At 66.5% G+C, this 18,960-nt stretch carries 17 protein-coding genes and 3 tRNA genes; 13 read left to right on the forward strand and 7 right to left on the reverse strand.

The window, feature by feature from the left end; translation table 11 throughout:
* Nucleotides 1-17: 17 nt before the first annotated feature.
* The 5 genes from ABQE44_RS01060 (at nucleotide 18) to ABQE44_RS01080 (ending at nucleotide 1,825) form a co-directional block, all read left to right on the forward strand.
* Nucleotides 18-90 (forward strand) — tRNA-Glu (locus tag ABQE44_RS01060).
* A gap of 35 nt (nucleotides 91-125) precedes the next feature.
* Nucleotides 126-202: transfer RNA gene (locus tag ABQE44_RS01065), tRNA-Asp, on the forward strand.
* A 41-nt stretch (nucleotides 203-243) separates the two neighbouring features.
* Nucleotides 244-320 (forward strand) — tRNA-Phe (locus tag ABQE44_RS01070).
* A 2-nt stretch (nucleotides 321-322) separates the two neighbouring features.
* Nucleotides 323-916 carry a TetR/AcrR family transcriptional regulator gene (locus ABQE44_RS01075; protein ID WP_448427832.1) on the forward strand — a complete coding sequence of 198 codons (594 nt, stop codon included), beginning with the start codon at nucleotides 323-325 and terminating at the stop codon, nucleotides 914-916.
* A gap of 72 nt (nucleotides 917-988) precedes the next feature.
* Nucleotides 989-1,825 (forward strand): SDR family NAD(P)-dependent oxidoreductase, encoded by an 837-nt coding sequence (locus ABQE44_RS01080; RefSeq protein WP_448427833.1) that lies wholly within the window; start codon nucleotides 989-991, stop codon nucleotides 1,823-1,825.
* Between the two features lie 4 nt (nucleotides 1,826-1,829).
* Here the strand turns inward: ABQE44_RS01080 and ABQE44_RS01085 are convergent, their stop codons facing one another.
* From ABQE44_RS01085 to ABQE44_RS01095, 3 genes are read right to left on the reverse strand one after another with little or no spacing between them, the layout of a single operon-like run.
* The gene (locus ABQE44_RS01085) at nucleotides 1,830-2,621 is read right to left on the reverse strand and encodes an MBL fold metallo-hydrolase (protein ID WP_448427835.1); all 792 of its coding nucleotides are present in this window, start codon (nucleotides 2,619-2,621) and stop codon (nucleotides 1,830-1,832) included.
* On the reverse strand, nucleotides 2,618-3,082 hold the full coding sequence (locus ABQE44_RS01090; RefSeq protein ID WP_448427837.1) for an ester cyclase: 465 nt from the start codon (nucleotides 3,080-3,082) through the stop codon (nucleotides 2,618-2,620). Before ABQE44_RS01090 ends, ABQE44_RS01085 begins: the two co-directional genes overlap by 4 nt.
* 29 nt (nucleotides 3,083-3,111) lie before the next feature.
* Nucleotides 3,112-3,600 (reverse strand): DUF2834 domain-containing protein, encoded by a 489-nt coding sequence (locus tag ABQE44_RS01095; RefSeq protein ID WP_448427839.1) that lies wholly within the window; start codon nucleotides 3,598-3,600, stop codon nucleotides 3,112-3,114.
* A gap of 73 nt (nucleotides 3,601-3,673) precedes the next feature.
* On the opposite strand from ABQE44_RS01095, the gene ABQE44_RS01100 reads away from it, so the two are divergent.
* The 3 genes from ABQE44_RS01100 to ABQE44_RS01110 are packed head-to-tail and all read left to right on the forward strand — an operon-like array spanning nucleotide 3,674 to nucleotide 6,943.
* On the forward strand, nucleotides 3,674-4,288 hold the full coding sequence (locus tag ABQE44_RS01100) for a TetR/AcrR family transcriptional regulator (RefSeq protein ID WP_448427841.1): 615 nt from the start codon (nucleotides 3,674-3,676) through the stop codon (nucleotides 4,286-4,288).
* 54 nt (nucleotides 4,289-4,342) lie between these two features.
* The gene (locus ABQE44_RS01105; protein WP_448427843.1) at nucleotides 4,343-5,905 is read left to right on the forward strand and encodes a phytoene desaturase family protein; all 1,563 of its coding nucleotides are present in this window, start codon (nucleotides 4,343-4,345) and stop codon (nucleotides 5,903-5,905) included.
* Nucleotides 5,906-5,962: 57 nt separating this feature from the next.
* A complete protein-coding gene (locus ABQE44_RS01110; RefSeq protein ID WP_448427845.1) occupies nucleotides 5,963-6,943 on the forward strand; it encodes an NAD-dependent epimerase/dehydratase family protein in 981 nt (326 codons plus the stop codon).
* Here the strand turns inward: ABQE44_RS01110 and ABQE44_RS01115 are convergent.
* Together ABQE44_RS01115 and ABQE44_RS01120 are read right to left on the reverse strand one after the other, a co-directional pair.
* Nucleotides 6,940-7,104 (reverse strand): hypothetical protein, encoded by a 165-nt coding sequence (locus tag ABQE44_RS01115; protein WP_448393661.1) that lies wholly within the window; start codon nucleotides 7,102-7,104, stop codon nucleotides 6,940-6,942. The genes ABQE44_RS01110 and ABQE44_RS01115 overlap by 4 nt on opposite strands.
* A 138-nt stretch (nucleotides 7,105-7,242) precedes the next feature.
* A complete protein-coding gene (locus tag ABQE44_RS01120; protein WP_448427847.1) occupies nucleotides 7,243-7,686 on the reverse strand; it encodes a nuclear transport factor 2 family protein in 444 nt (147 codons plus the stop codon).
* Between the two features lie 32 nt (nucleotides 7,687-7,718).
* Between ABQE44_RS01120 and ABQE44_RS01125 the strand changes: the two genes are divergently transcribed.
* Together ABQE44_RS01125 and ABQE44_RS01130 are read left to right on the forward strand one after the other, a co-directional pair.
* Entirely contained in the window at nucleotides 7,719-8,162 is a 444-nt protein-coding gene (locus ABQE44_RS01125; protein WP_448393663.1) for an SRPBCC family protein, read from the forward strand.
* Between the two features lie 104 nt (nucleotides 8,163-8,266).
* Nucleotides 8,267-10,843: a helix-turn-helix transcriptional regulator gene (locus tag ABQE44_RS01130; protein ID WP_448428290.1), complete on the forward strand. Its 2,577-nt coding sequence runs from the start codon at nucleotides 8,267-8,269 to the stop codon at nucleotides 10,841-10,843.
* Here the strand turns inward: ABQE44_RS01130 and ABQE44_RS01135 are convergent.
* Complete coding sequence (locus ABQE44_RS01135; protein ID WP_448427849.1) at nucleotides 10,840-14,448, reverse strand: cadherin-like domain-containing protein; 3,609 nt, start codon at nucleotides 14,446-14,448, stop codon at nucleotides 10,840-10,842. The genes ABQE44_RS01130 and ABQE44_RS01135 overlap by 4 nt on opposite strands.
* Before the next feature lie 270 nt (nucleotides 14,449-14,718).
* Between ABQE44_RS01135 and ABQE44_RS01140 the strand changes: the two genes are divergently transcribed.
* Both ABQE44_RS01140 and ABQE44_RS01145 read left to right on the forward strand, forming a co-directional pair.
* Entirely contained in the window at nucleotides 14,719-15,798 is a 1,080-nt protein-coding gene (locus ABQE44_RS01140; protein ID WP_448427851.1) for a CaiB/BaiF CoA transferase family protein, read from the forward strand.
* A gap of 58 nt (nucleotides 15,799-15,856) precedes the next feature.
* Complete coding sequence (locus tag ABQE44_RS01145; protein ID WP_448393668.1) at nucleotides 15,857-16,336, forward strand: SRPBCC family protein; 480 nt, start codon at nucleotides 15,857-15,859, stop codon at nucleotides 16,334-16,336.
* A 33-nt stretch (nucleotides 16,337-16,369) separates the two neighbouring features.
* Here the strand turns inward: ABQE44_RS01145 and ABQE44_RS01150 are convergent, their stop codons facing one another.
* Nucleotides 16,370-17,542, reverse strand: coding sequence for a pyridoxal phosphate-dependent aminotransferase (locus ABQE44_RS01150; RefSeq protein ID WP_448427852.1), 1,173 nt, complete (start codon nucleotides 17,540-17,542; stop codon nucleotides 16,370-16,372).
* A gap of 206 nt (nucleotides 17,543-17,748) precedes the next feature.
* Between ABQE44_RS01150 and ABQE44_RS01155 the strand changes: the two genes are divergently transcribed.
* Nucleotides 17,749-18,960, forward strand: a complete 1,212-nt coding sequence (locus tag ABQE44_RS01155; RefSeq protein ID WP_448427854.1) for an acetyl-CoA C-acetyltransferase — start codon at nucleotides 17,749-17,751, stop codon at nucleotides 18,958-18,960.

Raw genomic sequence — 18,960 nt, forward strand, 5'->3', positions numbered from 1 at the left:
CCGGAGAGATTCGGCTGGCCCCCTTCGTCTAGCGGCCTAGGACGCCGCCCTTTCAAGGCGGTAGCGCGGGTTCGAATCCCGTAGGGGGTACACGCGACCTACGTACGATGGGAGTCGCAGAGTAAGGCCCTGTGGCGCAGTTGGTTAGCGCGCCGCCCTGTCACGGCGGAGGTCGCGGGTTCGAGTCCCGTCAGGGTCGCCAGAACGGCGGGCATATCGGTTTTTCGCCGACCGGTGCCATCCGGCCAGGTAGCTCAGTTGGTACGAGCGTCCGCCTGAAAAGCGGAAGGTCGCCGGTTCGATCCCGGCCCTGGCCACCAGAATGGGTAGCGTGACGACCGCCGATTTCCGGCAGCGATTGCTCGACGCCCTCGAAGAGTGCATCGCCGACGAGGGCTACCCCAAGACCACCGTGGCCGACATCGTGCGCCGCGCCAAGACGTCGCGGCGCACCTTCTACGAGCATTTCGAGAGTAGGGACGCCTGCTTGGTCGCGCTGTTGACGGAAGCCAACGCCGACCAGGTGTCCCAGATCGCCGCCGCGGTCGACCCCGGGGCTCCGTGGCGCACCCAGGTGCGCCAGGCCATCGAAGCCTGGATCGCCTCCGGGGAGTCCCGGGCGGCGCTGACGCTGAGCTGGATACGCGACGTGCCCTCGCTCGGCAGCGCTGCGCGCGCCCTGCAACGTGAAGCGATGGAGAACTTCATCGCGATGATTCACACTCTTGGCGACACCGGTGAGTTCCGCGCCGCGGGCATCGGACCCGTGTCACGCCAGCGGAGCATTATGCTGCTCGGCGGGCTGCGCGAGTTGGTCGCCATCACCGTGGAAGAGGGCGGTCGGATGACCGACATCGCCGACGAGGCCGTCCAGGCATCGATCGCGCTTCTCGCGCCCGCCGCACAGACCAACTGAGCCGTCGCCTTGTCAACGTCGGTACTAACACGTACCTTTGCGCTACCTGGGAGACTGCACGCAGGGGGAGATATGGGCAAACGTCGCATCACGATCAGCGGTCGTACCGCGGTCATCACCGGCGCCGCCTCGGGCATCGGCCGCGCGCTGGCGCAGCGGTTATCCGCGCACGGCTGTCCGGTGGCGATCGCTGACGTCGACGAACAAGGCCTGAAGGAGACCGAGGCCTCGTTGAGCGGGCCCACACTGCTGCGGGTGCTCGACGTGCGTGATGCGGCGGCCCAACGCGACTTCGCCGACCAGGTTCGGCAATGGGCGCCACAACCGATCGGCGCGGTGTTCAACAACGCCGGTGTGTCGGTGAACTCGACCGTGCTCGACGCGGTGCCCGAGGATGACCAGTGGCTCTGGGACATCAACTTCGGTGGTGTGGTCAACGGCACGCGAGCGTTCCTGCCGATCCTCGTCGAGCAGGACCAAGGCGTGATCGTCAACACGTCCAGCGTCTTCGGTCTCGTCGGTATGCCGGGCCAAAGCGCATACTGCTCAGCGAAATTCGCGGTGCGCGGGTTCACCGAAGCGCTGCGCCAGGAGTTGCGCGGCACCGGGGTCAGCGCGGTCACCGTGCATCCGGGCGGCGTCGACACCAACATCGTGCGCAACGCCCGTTACCGCAAGGATCCCGAGGGCCGCGGTCGTACCCAGGAGCAGATGGCAGAGGACTTCGCCGCCATCACGATGACCAAACCCGACGGCGCCGCCGAAGCCATCCACCGCGGGGTGGAGGCGGGTAAGGCGCGGATCCTCGTCGGGCCCGACGCCCAGATGTTCGACCTGCTCGGGCGGCTGGCGCCGACCCGTTACTACGACGCGCTGAAGTGGATACAGCGTCGACGCAAAGCCTCGTAAGACATCACGTCGCGGTGGCTCGCGCGTGTTCGAACATCTCCGTGTCGTGTGCACAGACCAGCACCAGGTCCTGCTCGCCGCGCCGGTAGAGCTCGGCCAGCCGAGCGTGGTTGTCGCGCAGGCGCTTACGTTCGTATGCGACCGCCTTCTCGAAGGTGAGAAGCGCGCGCGGGCCGCGCGTGCTGCCGTCGACGGTGCCGCGGTGAAAGAAGGCGTCACCGCAGTGCAACAGCCAGCGGTTGCCGGCATCAACAGCGACGCAGGCGTGACCGCGGGTGTGCCCGGGCATCGAGACCAACACGATGCCCGCCGAGATGTCCGTCAGCGGTTTGGCCGCAGCGAAACCGCGCCAGCCCTCGCCGTCGGGTTCGTGCTCCACGATCGTGGCGCCGTGACTGCGTTGCACCGGCCGGAAGCGCACCCGCTCACGCAGCGAAGGCCGGTGTATCGCTCCGAGCGCTTCTGCTGCGGTGCAATGGATCAGGGCCTGCGGGAAATCGGCGATGCCGCCGATGTGGTCGATGTCGAGGTGTGTCAAGACGATGTGGCGCACGTCGTCGCGCGCAAAGCCCAGCCGCTGGATTTGGCGGACGGCGCTTTCTCCGGGATCGAACACCGGTCTGATGAGATGGCGGATCGGGCCGATGCGGCGGCGCGGATCGTCGCAGTCGGCCAACCCATATCCGCTGTCGACAAGCACCAGTCCGTTGTCGGTCTCCACCAGCAGCACATGGCAGACCAGTTCAGGGCAGCCTGGCGGATACATGGTCCCGCAGTTGAGGTGGTGAACCCTCACAGTTGGTCGGTCCCGACCAGCGACAGCAGTTCGGCCCGACCGATCTGGGAGACCAGGCTCGCCGAGTCGAAGTAGATCCGCTCGTTGACGATGCGGTCACCGTCGAAGAAGAAGACCGCGGCGATCGGCACCCGAAACGCCTTACCGGTCGGCGGCAGACCGTAGAACTCGCCGAGATTGGTTCCCAGCAAGTCGAACTCGACGATCACGGTGTCGTCGGCGACGTGATAGCGCACATTGTCGTGGCGCTGGTCGGGAAACGCGGTGCGGGTTGTCCGGTAGTAGCCCATGACTTCGTCGTCACCGTCGAAAACCTGTCCGGTGGCCATGATTTCGTAGTGCGCATGTCCTTCGGAACCGGCCCTGAACGTTGCCAGCGTCCGGTCGAATTCCTTGGTCACCTCGGTGTCCATGTGCTCGCGGATCACCTCGAGGCGGCGCTGCCGCAAGTCTTCGGTCATAGTTCGCACCCTACGGCCGCGGCAGCCGGTCAGGCAGGCGAACTGAGCTCCGCAGCGGCCAATTGGTGACGACGCTGGCGCTCCATCGTGGCGAAGTAGAACGCGTAGGCGAAGACACAGCTGGTGAACAGGCTCGAGACGAAGAACAACCAAGGATGGCGGATTCCGCGGCGCCGGCCGTCGATGATCGTGAACAGCGGCAGCAGGATCACGTTGATGATCGTGTAGTCCGCGCTGGCCGAACTGGCCGCCGGGTTCGTGTAGCCGAGCGCGATGAACTCCTGCCAGCTCCCCGGGCCCCAGATCGGGTTCGACCCCGCGGTCGCGTACTCGTTGACGAACTGAATGTTGTGGTACCACAACAGCGGAATCGACGCGAGACCGACTGCCCAGAAGACGATTTCGATGGCGGAGAACCGCGACCCGGCAGGCGGGCGACCGAAGATCTTGGGGTTGGAGGCGATGGTGAACCAGACGACAGCGATACCCAGCACGGCGTGCACAAGGAGCGAAACCATGACGGGGAGTCTCTCACCAAACGCCGAAGTTTTGTCAATATTGACATAAGTTGGTCTGCGGTAGCTTACCCAGATGGTCCGACCAGCCCAGACTGCGCGCAGTGAGCGCACCCGTGAAGCGCTGCGCAAGGCCGCCCTCGTCCGGTTTCTCGCCCAGGGCGTCGAGGACACCTCGGCAGAACAGATCGCCGCTGACGCCGGGGTTTCGCTGCGCACCTTCTACCGCCACTTCGCCTCCAAGCACGACCTGCTTTTCGCCGACTATGACGCAGGGCTGCAGTGGTTTCGGGCCGCACTGGCGGCACGCGCACCCGATGAGCCGCTCATCGAATCGGTGCTCGCGGCGATCATGGCGTCGCCGTATGACGACTGGGCGGTGGTGCGCACCGCGGCCCTGCGTGCCCAAGAACTGGACTCCGATCGCATCGTCCGGCACATGCGGCAAGTCGAGACCGAGTTCGCCGACGCCATCGAGGACCACCTCATTCGGGACGACGCGCCGGCACCCGGCACCGACCAGCGCATGCGCATCACCGTCACCGCCCGGTGCATCGCGGCCGCGGTGTTCGGCGCGATGGAGGTCTGGATGGTCGGTTACAGCGGCAGCGAGGACTCGCTGCCCGAACTGGCGCGGCTGTGCCGGGAGGCGCTGGACACGCTGCGGTCCGGTATCGGCGACGCCATTTGACGAGCAAGTTTTGTCAATATTGACAAAACTGTGCCCGCGTGCCAGCCTCAGCCCATGACGGACTTCGACGCGATCGTCATCGGCGCAGGTCACAACGGATTGACTGCGGCAACCCTGCTGCAGAAGGCCGGCCGGCGCACGCTATGCCTGGACGCCAAGCTCTACGCCGGGGGCATGGCGTCCACTGTCGAGCTGTTCGACGGGTTCCAGTTCGAGATCGCCGGCTCGGTGCAGATCCCGACGTCGGCGACGGTGAGCCGGGAACTGGGGCTGGACGAACTACCGACCGTCGACCTGGACGTGATGTCGGTGTCGCTGCGCGGCGTCGGCGACGAGCCGTTCGTCTACTACACCGACCCAATCCAGCTGATGAGCCACGTCAACGAGGTGCACGGCGCGGAAGCCGTCAACGGAATGGCCGGGCTGATGGCGTGGTGCCAGGCGCCGACGCGGGCGTTGGGCCGCTTTGACGCCGGCCAGCAGCCCAAGACGCTGGACGAGATGTATACCTGCGCCACAAACGAATTCGAGCGGTCGGCGATCACCGACATGCTTTTCGGGTCGGTCACCGACGTCGTCGACCGGTATCTGCCCGACCGCGAGAAATACGGCGCGTTGCGCGGCATGCTCGCACTGCTGGCGTGCAACACCACCTACCGCGGACCTGCCACACCCGGCACCGCCGCGGCCCTGGCGTACGGGTTCGCCGTGCCGGACGAGAACGCACTGCTGGTCAAGAAAGTGCGCGGCGGCATCGGCGCGCTCACCCAACATCTGTGCGAGGTCTTCACCACCAACGGCGGCGAGCTGCGGCTGCGCAGCAAGGTCGAGGAGATCACCGTCGTCGACGGCCGGGTGAGCGGTGTGCGCCTCGAGGACGGCTCGACCATCACCGCACCCGTCGTCGTCTCCGCCATCGCACCGGACTTCACGCTCACCGAACTGATCACCCCGGCCGCGGTGCCCGACGATGTGCGCCAACGGTTTTCCCGCATCGACCACCGCGGCAGCTACCTGCAGATGCACTTCGCGCTCGACGGCATCCCGAAGTTCGCGGCGCCATACGAACTGCTCAACGACCCGGCGATGCAATCGAACATCGGCATCTTCAGCACGCCCGAGGAGTTGCAACAGCAGTGGGAGGACTGCCGCCGCGGCATCGTCCCGGCCGATCCCGCCATCGCGCTGCAGATCCCATCGGTCAACGACCCGGGGTTGGCCCCTCCGGGTAAACACGCGGCCTCGGCGTTCGCGCTGTGGTTCCCCATCGAAGAAGCCCAGGCGAGCTACGGCGACATGAAGGTCGAGATGGGCCGACGCGTCATCGAGAAGATCACCCGGTTGGCACCAAACTTCGAAAGCCTCATCACCCGGCACACCACGTTCACACCCAGACACATGGGCACCATGTTCGGCGCACCCGGCGGGGACTACTGCCACGGGCTGATCCACCCAGACCAGATCGGCCCCAACCGGCCCGGCCCGAAAGGCTATGTGGACCAACCCATTCCCATCGACGGGCTGTACCTGGGCAGCGCCGGATGCCACGGCGGGCCCGGTATCACGTTCATTCCCGGCTACAACGCGGCGCAGGCGGCGCTGGCCGACGCGCTCTGACGCACAGGCGCCGCGGCGGCCGTTTCGGATGCGTCTCGACGGGGAACGCCTTCCCGCATGGCACTGACAGTGGCCGTCACCGGACCGACCGGGGAGATCGGGCTCTCGGCGGTCGAGGCGCTGGAAGCCCATCCCGACGTCGAACAGATCATCGGGATGGCGCGCCGCCCCTTCGATCCGGCGGCACACGGATGGACCAAGGCGCGCTATCAGCAAGGCGACATCCTGGACCGCGATGCCGTCGACGCCCTGGTCGCCGATGCCGACGTGGTTGTGCACCTGGCGTTCATCATCATGGGTTCGCGGGAGGAAAGCGCCCGCGTCAACCTCCAAGGCACCCGCAACGTGTTCGAGGCGACTGTGGCAGCGCAGCGGCCGCGACGGCTGGTGTACACCTCGTCAGTCGCCGCCTACGGCTATCACTCCGACAACCCGGTGCCCATCACCGAGGACGTGCCTGCGCGGGGGTCACCTGAGCACTACTACTCCGCGCAGAAGGCAGCGTGTGAGGCCACGCTGGCGGAGGTCACCGCGGGCTCCGATCTCGAGGTTTACGTGCTGCGGCCCTGCATCGTCGCGGGCCCGAAGGCGCCGGCGCTGGCCGACGCGATGCCGTGGAACCAGTTACCCGGGCCGATCAGGCGGATTCCGCAGGCCCTGCCGCTGTTGAAGCCCCCGTTTCCGGATCCCGGAACGCCGCTGCAGCTGGTCCACCACGATGACGTCGCGAGCGCAATCACACTGGCCGCCACCACGTCTGCGCCACCGGGTGCCTACAACATCGCCGGTGACGGCGTGTTATCCGTGTCGCAGATGGCGTCGGCGCTGGGAGCCCGGCCGGTGCGGGTTCCCCATGTCACTGTGACGGCCGCGTCGGAGGTGGTCGCCCGGCTGCCGTTCGTGCCGTCGGCGCTGGAGTGGCTGCACATCGGGCGGACGTCGGTGGTGATGGACACCGCCAAGGCGAAGTCACGGCTCGGGTGGACGCCGAAACACACTGCCGCCGATACACTGTCGGCCTTGGCGGACTCGCTCTAGCCGTCGTCGGTGTCCTCGGCGGGTCCGCTCGGAGTCGCGCCGCCTTCGTCGGACCAGTCGGCGCGGTCCTCGTTGCCCAGCCCGGGGTCGCTCAGCACGTCGTCGTCGGTGTCGGGCGGGCCGGCATTGGTTTCGACGGTGTCGGGGTTGTCCTTCTTCATGAGCGCCGAATACCCAGATTCAGCGTCCGCGACTCCCGGCACGCCGCCGCGACGCGACTCTGATCTCGCGAACTGCACACCAGGGTCGTGATCGATGCCCGGACCACAGCCCTCATGTACACCTCGCGAGGCGCAGCATCAGCGCGCCATCGTCGAATTCGGTGCGCTCCAGTCGGTGGAGACAAAGCGATGACGGATCAGCCAGTCGCCGTCGACGGGCACGAACACATCGCGGTAGCGGCCGAAATGGTCGATGCCGATCTCGGTGAAAACGGTGAAATAGCATGCCACGCGCGCCTGTTGCGGTGTCACTTCGGTGAAGCTGATGTTCGCCACGTTGTGCCGCACGATGCGTTTGACGCTCGACGCCTCCGCTGCCGCGTTCGGGGCTGCGACGGCACCGCCGAGAAAGTCGACGATCGCGCGATGGCCGCGCACCGGTTCGGAGCCCCGCACCTCCAGTTCGCCGTCCTCACAGAACGCGCCAGCGAGGTCGTCGAGTCGCATCGCATCACCGGACCAGTTGTACCGCGCCAGCGTGTCTCTGATGCGTTCGCGGGCTGCCAAATCCCAAAGCTCCATGCCGCCAACCGTAACCGGGATAGGGTCTGGACATGGCCACCAAGGATTCCCGCGAGGTCGTGATCGAGGCGAGCCCCGCCGAAATCCTCGACGTCATCGCCGACGTGGAGTCCGCGCCGGACTGGTCGTCACAACACCAGGGCGCGGAGGTGCTCGACCGCGACGCCGACGGCCGGCCGGGCCGGGTACGCCTGAAGTTGAAGACAATGGGCATCTCCGACGAACAGGTCGTGCAGTACTCCTGGACCGACAACAGCGCGAGTTGGACGCTGCTCGAATCCAGCCAGCTCAGAACGCAGAGCGCGTCGTACACCCTCACTGCCGACGGTGACAAGACCAAGGTGCGCTTCGAGATCACCGTCGACCCGGCGGTGCCGATCCCGGGTTTCGTGCTCAAGCGCGCGATGAAGGGCGGTCTCGAAGCGGCCACCGACGGTCTGCGCAAACAGGTGCTCAAGGTCAAGAAGGGCCGCTAGACAGCGCTGAGGCTGAAGTCGGGGAATGCCGCGCGAAGCGGTTGCGCCGCTTCTAGGCTCTGTGGGTGGGGTTGAGGTGGCCGTTCATCGGCCGCACCGAACAGATGCGGACCATCGAGGCCGCCATCTCGGCCCCGGATGCCTGCGGAGTGCTCATCTGCGGTGCGCAGGGCGCGGGAAAGACGCGCATCGCCCGCGAGGCGCTGTCGACCCTTCCGCCGACCGTCTATGAGACGCGCTGGACGGCAGGGGCGGCGTCGGCGCGCTCGATTCCGCTTGGCGCCTTCACGGCGTGGGCCACGCGCGACGTCACCGACACCTTCGCGTTGCTGCACGGGGTGATCGATTCGCTGACCGCCACGTCGACGACGGCTACGGTGGTTCTCGGCGTCGACGACGTGTACCTGCTCGATGATCTTTCGACCTTCGTCCTGCATCAGATCGTGGTGCGGGGCGCGGCAAAGGTCATCCTCACCGTTCGCGACGGTGAGCCGATTCCGCCTGCGATACAGCAGATATGGACAAAGAGCCGGTTCGACCGCATCGACCTCGAACCACTGTCCCTGGACGAAACGACCGCATTGCTATCGGCGACGCTGAAGGGGCGGGTGGATGCCGAGGCCGCGCGACGGTTGTGGCGGCTGACGCGCGGCAACGTGTTGTATCTGCAGAATATCGTCGAGCAGGAGGTCGCAGGCGGCCGACTGGTCCGGGAGAACATGCGTTGGCGCTGGATCGGTGATCCCGTCATGCCGCCGGGGTTGGTCGAGTTGGTCGAGTCCCGCATCGGAAACCTGCCGGCGGCGGTTGGCGATGTGGTCGACGTCGTAGCCGTCGGGGAACCGATCGACCTCGCTGCCCTGGCCCGGATCACCGACGCGGCCGCCGTTGAGGAGGCCGAAACCCGCGGCCTTATCACCCTGGAGGCAGCGGGGGACGGTATCGAAGCGCGGGTGGCCCATCCGTTGTACGGCGAAGTGCGTCGCAGGCGCGCACCGCAAAGTCGGCTGCGACGGCTTCGTGGCCTGATCGCAACGGAACTCGCGGCCTCGGCTCATCCCGACGACATCCGAGGCGTCGTGCGCCGCGCGGCGTTGAGCACCGAATCTGACCTCACCCCGGACCCGGACCTGCTCACCAAGGCGGCGCACGGCGCGGTGTGGCTGGGGGAACTGACGCTCGCCGATCGCATCGCCGAAGCGGCGCGCAAGGCCGGTGCGGAACCTGAACCCAATTTCGTCCGCGCGCACGCGTTGTCGTGGCTGGGCCGTGGCGAAGACGCGGAGAATGTGCTCGCCGGCATCTGTGCCGACCAACTGACCGACCGCGACCGTGCCAAGTTGGCGTTTCTGCGGTCCAGCAACATGCTGTGGGCGCTCGGCAAACCCGGCAGAGCCAAAGAGATCATCGACGAGGCAGCGCGCCGCACAACGTTGGAAGGTCGCGCTTACGTCGACGCGTTCCTCACCGTCTACTGGTTCGCCACGGATCACCCCGACCGGGCGGCCGAGGTATCCAAACACCTTGCGCTGAAGGACCTTCCTGTCGTCGGAACGGAGGTGTCCTGGGTTCTTGTGCAGATCTCGGCAGATGCCGGGCGCTCGGCCGAGGCCGTTTCCAGCGCCGAGGCCGGATATGCCGTCGCCGCCCGAACCCTTGACGCCCCGCACATGAGGTTCAACATTGCCGACGCCGAAGTGAGCGCGTTGCTGCTGGCCGGGCACGTCAACGGGGCGCTCGAGGTGGCTGAGCGCACCCGTCAGCAGGCAGCAGATCTGCCGGGGGCGGCCTCACTGCTCGGCGCGGCCATCGCAGGTCGAGCCGCGCTCGGGGCCGGGGATCTGCAGACCGCCAGCGCGCTGCTGGAGTATGCGGTCGACGGGCTGTCGACGTCGCATCCGCTGGGTTGGGGCTACCGCTACCGCCTACCTCACGCGACGACGCTGGCGCTTTGCGGGTCGACAACCGAGGCAGCCGACGCGCTGGCCTTGGCCGAAAGGGTGCAACGCCGGTTTCGGTCGTTGGACTTCGAGCGGAGCCTCGCGCGGGCGTGGTTGGCCGCCGGTCAGGGCGCCGTCAGCGAGGGGATCGCCGACGTGTTGGCGGCTGCCGAAAGATGTTCGGTCAAAGGACAGTTCGGGTCAGAGGTGCTCTGTCTGCAAACCGCGACCCAGTTCGGTGACCGTACCTGCGCGCCGCGGTTGCACCAACTCGAGTCGATGGTCGACGGCCCGCGGGTGGGTCTGGCGGCGCGGTTCGCCGCTGCGCTGCGCGTCGGCGATCCGGGGCAACTCGCGTCGCTCTCAGAGGAATTCGAGGACATGGGCGACCGCGTCGCCGCGGTCGACGCGGCCGCCCACGCTACTCTCGCGTACCGACGCCAAGACAGACGCGGGTCGGCATTGGGATGCTCGGCGCGAGCGGAAGCTTTGGCGGCCCAATGTGGCATCAGCACTCCTGCGCTTCGTCAGGCGTCCGAAAAGCTGCCGCTGACCGACCGCGAAGCAGAGATCGTGATGCTCCTCGGTGAGGGACTGTCCAATCGGGCGATCGCCGAACGGCTGACGCTGTCCGTCCGGACTGTCGAGAGCCATATCTACCGGGCCATGACGAAGACCGACACCGCAAGTCGTGATGAACTGGCCAATATACTGCCGCGGCGCAACCGCAACGGCCGCTAGACAATCCGCATCACTGTCACCTCGGGGACGCCGTTGGTGAAGGTTGTGATCAGGGCCTTGCTGCCGTCGGCGCTCAATTCGACCGTGGGCGGCTGGGCCCCGGAGAAGGTGAGGGTGGTGCCGACCTGCCTGCCGGTGGTGGTGTTGATAGCCACCACCCGATAGGTGGATGTAAAGACGTTCACAACTGTCGCGGTCACGATGACGGCCCGGGTGCCATCCGGGGTCGATACCGTCGAGATCGGGCGGCCCGCCACGGCGACGGCCAGGCCAACCGGCTTACCGGTGCCGGTATTGAAAACCGTGAGCCGGGTCGTGTAACTGTTACCGAACAGTCTGTAGACGACGGTGTTGACCAATACGCGGGTGCCATCGGCGCTGAACGCCGGTTCTCGCCACACCCCGCCGGGAAGGGTGGTGCGCACGGCGCTGCCGGCAGCCGTGTTCACAACCGCCACTTGAGTGTTGCCGTCCTTCCCGGTGGTCGCGACGACGACGCGGCTGCCATCGTCGCTCATTTGCATATAGCCGTAGCCGCTGAACGTCAGCGTGTTGCCGACTTGATTGCCGGTGGCGGTGTTGATTACCGCGACCGAAGTGGTGTTGGTTGTGCTGGTGGTATGGCTTGTGGAGAACACGGCGCGGCTGCCGTCGGGGCTCACCAGAGCCCCGCCCAGTGCCTGGTGGCCGGTCAGGACCAAGCCGTTGCCGATCTGGGCGCCGGTGGCGGTGTTGATCACGCGGACCCGCATCGCGTTCGTGCTTGTTCGCCCATCGTATGAGTTGAGGCTGAGCAGAACATGGTCTGCGTTGGCGGTCACCGGAAGAACGGTGGATGATTCGCCGGTGAAAGTGAGGGTGGTTCCCTTCTGGGCGCCGGTCGCCAGATTGATGACCGCTATGCGGGTGGTGTAAATCCCGGTGTTCTCGTCTCTGGTGGAGCCACTCAGTAGAGCGTGGCTACCGTCAGGGCTCAACTGAGCCGAGGCCAACCCACCGGCCAGGACGGTGGTGGGGCCGGTCTGGGTTCCGCTGAGAGTGTTGATCACCATGATCCGAGTGGTGTCTGCGTCGGCCGTGGTGATCAGCGCCTGGGTACCGTCGCCGAACGCCAGGACAGACGCGACCCCGGCGAAGGTGAGGGTCGTTCCCTTCTGGGTTCCGGTGGCCAGATCGATCACCACGCCCCGTGTCGCATCGGCGTCGTAGGTGACGATCAAAGCCCGGGTGCCATCGTTGGTCACGACTGTGCCCGCCTGAAACCCCGGCAAGGTGATCGTGTTGCCGATCTGGTCTCCGGTGACGAGGTTGACCACGGCGGCCCAGGTGGTTTCGCTGCCGTCCCCTTCGATGGCATACGAGGTGATGACAGCGTGGGTGCGGTCGGTGTTCGCGAAGATACCTGACGGTGTGCCGGGCAAGGAGACGTCGATGGGGGGCCCACCCGGGTCGGCACTGAGCGGTGCGACGGGCACGGTGACGGTGACGGTTGCGGTGGCTTCGCCGTCGTTGGCGTTGACGACGAACGTGGCGGATTCCCGGCCCGGGGTTTGCGTGGCCTGTTCTCGTGCCGCTTGGGTCGGTGTGTACGTGTAGGTGCCGGTCGAAGTGATGGTGACGGTGCCGCTGGAGGGCTGGGTCACGCTGTAGGACAGGGTGTCTCCGTCGGCGTCGGTGAAGTTGAGTGCTCCGCTGACCGCGCCGGTGGCGGTGTCGGGCGTGCCGACGGTCGGTGTGCCGCTCTGGGGCGCGGCGTTACCCTGGCGGACCAGTACACGCACGGTGCGGTCAGCGGCGTCGGCGATGTAGACGGTCCCGCCGGCGCCGACGGCGACGACGTGCCCACCGGTTCGGTCGGTGTCGATCGCCACGGTGCTGAGCAGAGTGGAGGTGGTGGTGTCGATCACCGACACGGTGCCGTTGGCATTGGCGACATAGGCGAACGCGCCGTCTGGGCTCAACGCCGCCGAACTCGGCGCGGGCCCGACGGAAATATGTTGCACTCCAGCGGTATTGATCACAGACACCGTGTTACTGCCGGTGTTGGCGACATACACCTTGCCGTCGGCGCCGAGCGCGACGCTGGACGGCTGCTTTCCGACGGCGACGGTGGCGGTGACGCTGAAGTTTGCCGTGTTGATCACCGATACCGTGTTGCTGGCGCGGTTGGCGACATACAGTCGGCCATCAGGACTGGCCGCCAGCGCGCTTGGTGAGGAACCCACCGAAATTGACTGAACCCCTGCTGCGTTCGGGTTGGTGTCGACCAGCGTGTTGGTGGTGGTGTTGATCACCGACACGCTCTTGCTGCCGCGGTTGGCCACATACAGCCGGCCGTCGGAGCCGAAGGCCAGTGCGATGGGGGCGGCTCCGACCTTGATGTCCATCGAGAAGGCGCTCGGGTTGGCGTCGACGCGCATATAGGTGACGGTGTCGACCACCGACACGGTGCCGCTGGCGGTGTTCGCCACATACAACCGTTTGCCATCGAGGCTGAGCGCCAACGCGCTTGGTGCCGCCCCCACCCGGATGTCCATCGAGGATGAAGTCGGACTGGCATCGATTCGTTGACCGGTCTCGGTGTTGATGACCGACACGGTGCCGCTGCCGGTGTTGGCCACGAACATCCGGCCGTCTGGACCGATAACCACACCGGAGGGGTTGACACCGACCGGTATCGACGGCTTGTTCACAAACCGCGGCGCCGCCGCGGCAGTCAAAGTCTGTACTTCGTCGGCGATTTGGCCGTTGGGCGACGAACCGAATGGGCGTGGCCGGGCACCGAGGGCCAGCAGCGCCATTTCCAACGGCGAGTTCCTCGGCGCCGCTGGACTGTTGGGCGTCAGCGGAGCCCAGCCCGTTCTCGCCAACGCGGCCAGGACAACCGTGCTCAAAGGGCTGGGCGGATCGGACGGCGCGGTGTCGGCGGCCGAAATGGTTTGCGTCACAACCTTGACGGGCGCTACGGGAAGCGTGGTGGTCTCAAATGCCACCGGCTCCTTCTCGACAACAGCGGTGTCCGCGTCGTCAGCGACCGTGTCCGGCTGTGGTGGTGAGATTTCCTGCCACGAACGTTGAGCCGGCCGCACCACCGCGGTCACGTCCGCGTCCTCGTCCTGCGTACCCACCACCTCGAGCCTTTTTTGCCGCGTGTTCGATCGGCCCACCGGTTCCCTCGTCGCCGTGGCCGATTCCTCAGTGGCGTCGTCGAGTGCCGCGCCCTTAGGGCCCGACTTTGAGGTGTGCGCACCACCGGTGGAGATGGCCAGACCCCGCGGCACCCGCCGCACCAGCTCGCCCATCGGCGTCGAGAAGTCATGTCCGGCGCGGTCGGCCGAACCATCTCCGTCAGCGTCGGTCGATGCGGTCGGATCGTCGTCCGTGGTAGTCGTGGTAGTCGTGGTGGTGATGGCAGAGGCGTCTTGCGCTCCAGCAGTGTCGTCGGTCTGGCTGGTGCCCGCCGCGCTGGTAGCTGCCTCGCCCGAAGCTGCAGACCCGGTGTCGTCGGCCCATGCCGCCGCGGCCGACCCGAGCGAAACCGCTGCGCCGACCCCGAGCGCCACCGCCAAACCGCCGACACGTCCGATGACATGCGATGACTTCATGACAACCTCCCCGGTTCGCGCCTGTGGGAGATCGTGGCTCCGCTTGAACGCGACGGTCTCAGTAGCGCACCACTGCAAATTCGCGGGCTTCGGCCACCGACCACGTAGGGGACATGGCTAGATACCGGTGTCGGCCAACCCCTCGGGCCGGGCGATCCGGTGTTCAAAGCCGAGCGATTCGGCCATCGCGCGCTAGCACTCGCACAGTGCGCCGAAGACCTCGAGAGCGGGGAAGTGACCACATTTGGCAGGTCGCGCTACGTTGCTTCGGTGACGAACAGCGGACCCCTGGCCGGGGTAAAGGTCATCGAACTCGGCGGCATCGGGCCTGGACCGCACGCCGCGATGGTGCTGGCGGACTTGGGCGCCGACGTCGTGCGGGTGCGTCGACCCGGGGGACTGCAGATGCCGGCGGAAAACGTCGATCTGCTGCACCGCGGCAAGCGCGTCGTCGACCTCGACGTGAAGCAGGATCCGGCGGCGCTGCTGAACCTCGCCGCCAAGGCCGACGTGCTCATCGACGCGTTCCGCCCGGGCACCTGCGAGCGCCTGGGCATCGGGCCCGATGACTGCGCGGCCGTCAACCCGCGGCTCATCTTCGCCCGCATCACCGGGTGGGGGCAGCACGGACCGCTGGCGCACACCGCCGGCCACGACATCAACTACCTGTCGCAGACCGGGGCGCTGTCGGCCATCGGGTTTCGTGACCGCCCGCCCGTCGCGCCGCTGAACCTGGTGGCCGATTTCGGTGGCGGGTCGATGCTGGTGCTGCTCGGCATCGTATCGGCGCTGTATGAGCGGGAGCGTTCCGGTAAGGGGCAGGTGATCGACGCCGCCATGGTCGACGGTGTCTCGATTCTGACCCAGATGGCGTGGACGATGAAGTCGACGGGCACGCTGCGGGACGAACGCGAGTCGTTCCTGCTCGACGGCGGCGCACCGTTCTACCGCACCTACGAAACCGCCGACGGCAAGTACATGGCTGTCGGGGCGATCGAACCGCAGTTCTACGCGCAACTGTTGGCCGGACTCGGGCTGAGTGCCGATGAACTTCCTCCACAGATGGACAGGGAGGCGTTTCCCGACGTGCACAATCTCTTCGCCGAACGGTTTGCGAGCAAGACCCGCGAGGAGTGGACCGAAGTCTTCGCCGGTACCGACGCATGCGTCACACCTGTGCTCACCTGGTCCGAAGCCGCGCAGAACGAGCATCTGCGCGCGCGGTCAACCATGGTGGCCGCCAACGGCGTCGACCAGGCGGCACCGGCGCCGCGATTCTCCCGCACACCGGCGCCGCCGATCGGCGCACCGCCCCAGTCGACCACCCCCATCGATGAGATTCGCTGGTAGCGTCAATTAGCTGTCAAACGCGGTACGCAAGCACGTGGTGTTAGCTACGATTTGCGACATGGCGGTCCGCGCGTCGCGAGAAGTCGTCTTTGAAGCGCCCAAAGGCGCGATTCTCGATGCGCTCGCCGACATCGAAGCGGTGCCGTCGTGGTCGTCGGTGCACAAGTACGTCGAGGTGCTCGACCGGCACCCCGACGGACGTCCGCACCACGTCAAGGCGACGTTCAAGATCATGGGGATCACCGACAAGGAACTGCTCGAGTACCACTGGGGCGATGACTGGGTGGTCTGGGACGCCAAGGCCACGTTGCAGCAGCGCGGTCAGCACGGAGAGTACAACCTCACCCCGGTCGGGGAGGACCGCACGCGGGTGCGATTCGACATCGTGATCGACCTGGCCGCACCCATTCCCGAGTTTCTGCTGCGCCGGGCGAAGAAGATGGTGCTCGACGTCGCCACCGAGAACCTGCGCGAGCGAGTCAGCGCCCAAAGGGCCAAAAGTGCCCAAAGGGACAACCGGGCGGGAAAGTACGAGTAGATCGCGCCAAAACGCCGGTGTCGGCACCACGGCCTAATGCGGGCGCAGCACTTCTAGCCGGCGGATCGCTTCGTCGAGCGTGTCGTCGCGTTTGCAGAAAGCGAAGCGGACCAGATGGTTCCACGCGCCGGCGTGCTCGGCGCGCGGGTCGCAGAACGCCGACATCGGGATGGCCGCGACGCCGGCTCTATGCGGCAGCTGCGCGCAGAACTCGGTGCTGTCGTGGTAGCCGAGCGGACGCGGATCGGCGCACAGGAAGTAGGTGCCGAAGCTGTCGTGCACCGCGAAACCGATATCGGTCAATGCAGCGCCCAACCGGTTTCGTTTGGCCTGCAAGGAGTCCCGCAGTGCAGCGACCCAGGCATCCTCGGTGTTGAGCGCATGGGCCACCGCGGGTTGAAACGGTGCGCCGCTGACATAGGACAGGTACTGTTTGGCCGCGCGCACGCCAGCGATGAGATCAGCCGGGCCACAAGCCCAACCAATTTTCCAGCCGGTGACGTTGAACATCTTGGCAGCGCTGGAGATCGTCACGGTGCGGTCGGCCATTCCCGGATAGTTGGCCAGCGGCAGGTGCTCTCGGCCGTCGAACACCAGATGCTCGTAGACCTCGTCGGTGATCACCAACAGGTCCGCGTCGACGGCAAGCTGGGCCAGCGCCCGCAGTTCGTCGTCGCCGGCGACCATGCCCGTCGGGTTGTGCGGCGAATTGACAATCAGCGCCTTGGTTTTCGGGGTGATTGCGCGACACAGGCCGTCGATGTCGATGCGGAAGGTGCCGCCGTCTTGCAGCAGAGATACCGCGCGCCGCTGGCAACCGGCCATCGCGATGACGGGGGAGTAGGAGTCGTAGAACGGTTCGATCAATAACACTTCGGAGCCGGGTTCCACCAGCCCCAGCACCGCGGCGGCGATCGCCTCCGTGGCACCGACCGTCACGAGTACCTCGGTGTCCGAATCGTATTCGGTGCCGAAGCGCCGCCGTCGTTGCGCGGTGATCGCCTCACGCAGCGACGGGATACCAAGACCGGGCGGGTACTGGTTGACGCCATCGGCGATCGCGTCCTTCGCGACCTCGAGCATCGCCGGCGGGCCATCCTCGTCGGGAAAGCCCTGGCCCAGGTTCACTGCGTCGATGCGCGCGGCCAGCGCCGACATCTCGGCGAACACCGTCACCGCGTAAGGCTGTAGCCGACGAACCGTCACGGTTGTCGAGCGTAGCGCTGTGGCGAACGTGGGTTACCAACACGCGATTCGCGCGATTTGCGTGCCGGTAACCCACGTTCGGCCGGATGCGCGCTGCTTAGGTTGCCCAACCAACAGGTTGGCCGAAACTGTTAGGCTGCGGACAGCAGGACTACCGTCCGTTGGACAGGGCATTCCGTACGCCAACCTGAACAGGAAATATCTTCATGTCTGAAGAAGCCTTCATCTACGAGGCCATCCGCACCCCCCGCGGCAAGAACAAGAACGGCGCGCTCAACGAGGTCAAGCCGATCGACCTGGTCACGGGCTTGATCGACGAGGTGCGCCACCGCCACCCCGACCTGGACGAGACGCTGATCAGCGACGTCATCCTCGGCGTCGTCTCCCCGGTCGGCGACCAGGGCGGCGACATCGCCCGCACCGCGGTGCTGGCCGCCGGCATGCCGGAGACCACCGGCGGCGTGCAGCTCAACCGCTTCTGCGCCTCCGGGCTGGAAGCGGTCAACATGGCGGCGCAGAAGGTGCGCTCCGGCTGGGACGACCTGGTGCTCGCCGGCGGTGTGGAGTCGATGAGCCGCGTCCCGATGGGTTCCGACGGCGGCGCCTGGGCCACCGACCCGGATACCAACTACACCGTGGGCTTCGTGCCGCAGGGCATCGGCGCCGACCTGATCGCCACCATCGAGGGCTTCTCCCGCGAGGACGTCGACCGGTTCGCGCTGCGCAGCCAGGAAAAGGCCGCGGCAGCCTGGTCGGGTGGTTACTTCGCCAAGTCGGTGGTGCCGGTCAAGGACCGCAACGGTCTGGTCATCCTCGACCACGACGAACACATGCGCCCCGACACCACCATGGAAGGGCTCGCCAAGCTCAAGACCGCGTTCGACGGCATCGGCGCGATGGGCGGCTTCGACGACGTGGCGCTGCAGAAGTACCACTTCGTCGAAAAGATTAACCACGTGCACACCGGCGGTAACAGCTCGGGCATCGTCGACGGCGCCGCGCTGGTGCTGATCGGCTCGGAGAGCGCAGGAAAGGCTCAAAATCTCACGCCGCGCGCCCGCGTGGTGGCCACCGCCACCAGCGGCGCCGACCCGGTCATCATGCTGACGGGCCCGACGCCGGCGACCCAGAGGGTGCTCGACCGCGCGGGTCTGACCGTCGACGACATCGACCTGTTCGAGCTCAACGAGGCGTTCGCATCGGTGGTGCTGAAGTTCCAGAAGGACCTGGGCATCCCCGACGAGAAGCTCAACGTCAACGGTGGCGCCATCGCGATGGGTCACCCGCTGGGCGCCACCGGCGCCATGATCACCGGAACCATGGTCGACGAGCTCGAGCGCCGCGGTGCGCGACGCGCGCTGATCACGCTGTGCGTGGGCGGCGGCATGGGCGTGGCCACCATCATCGAGAGGGTTTAA

The sequence above is a fragment of the Mycolicibacterium sp. XJ2546 genome (assembly GCF_053483195.1).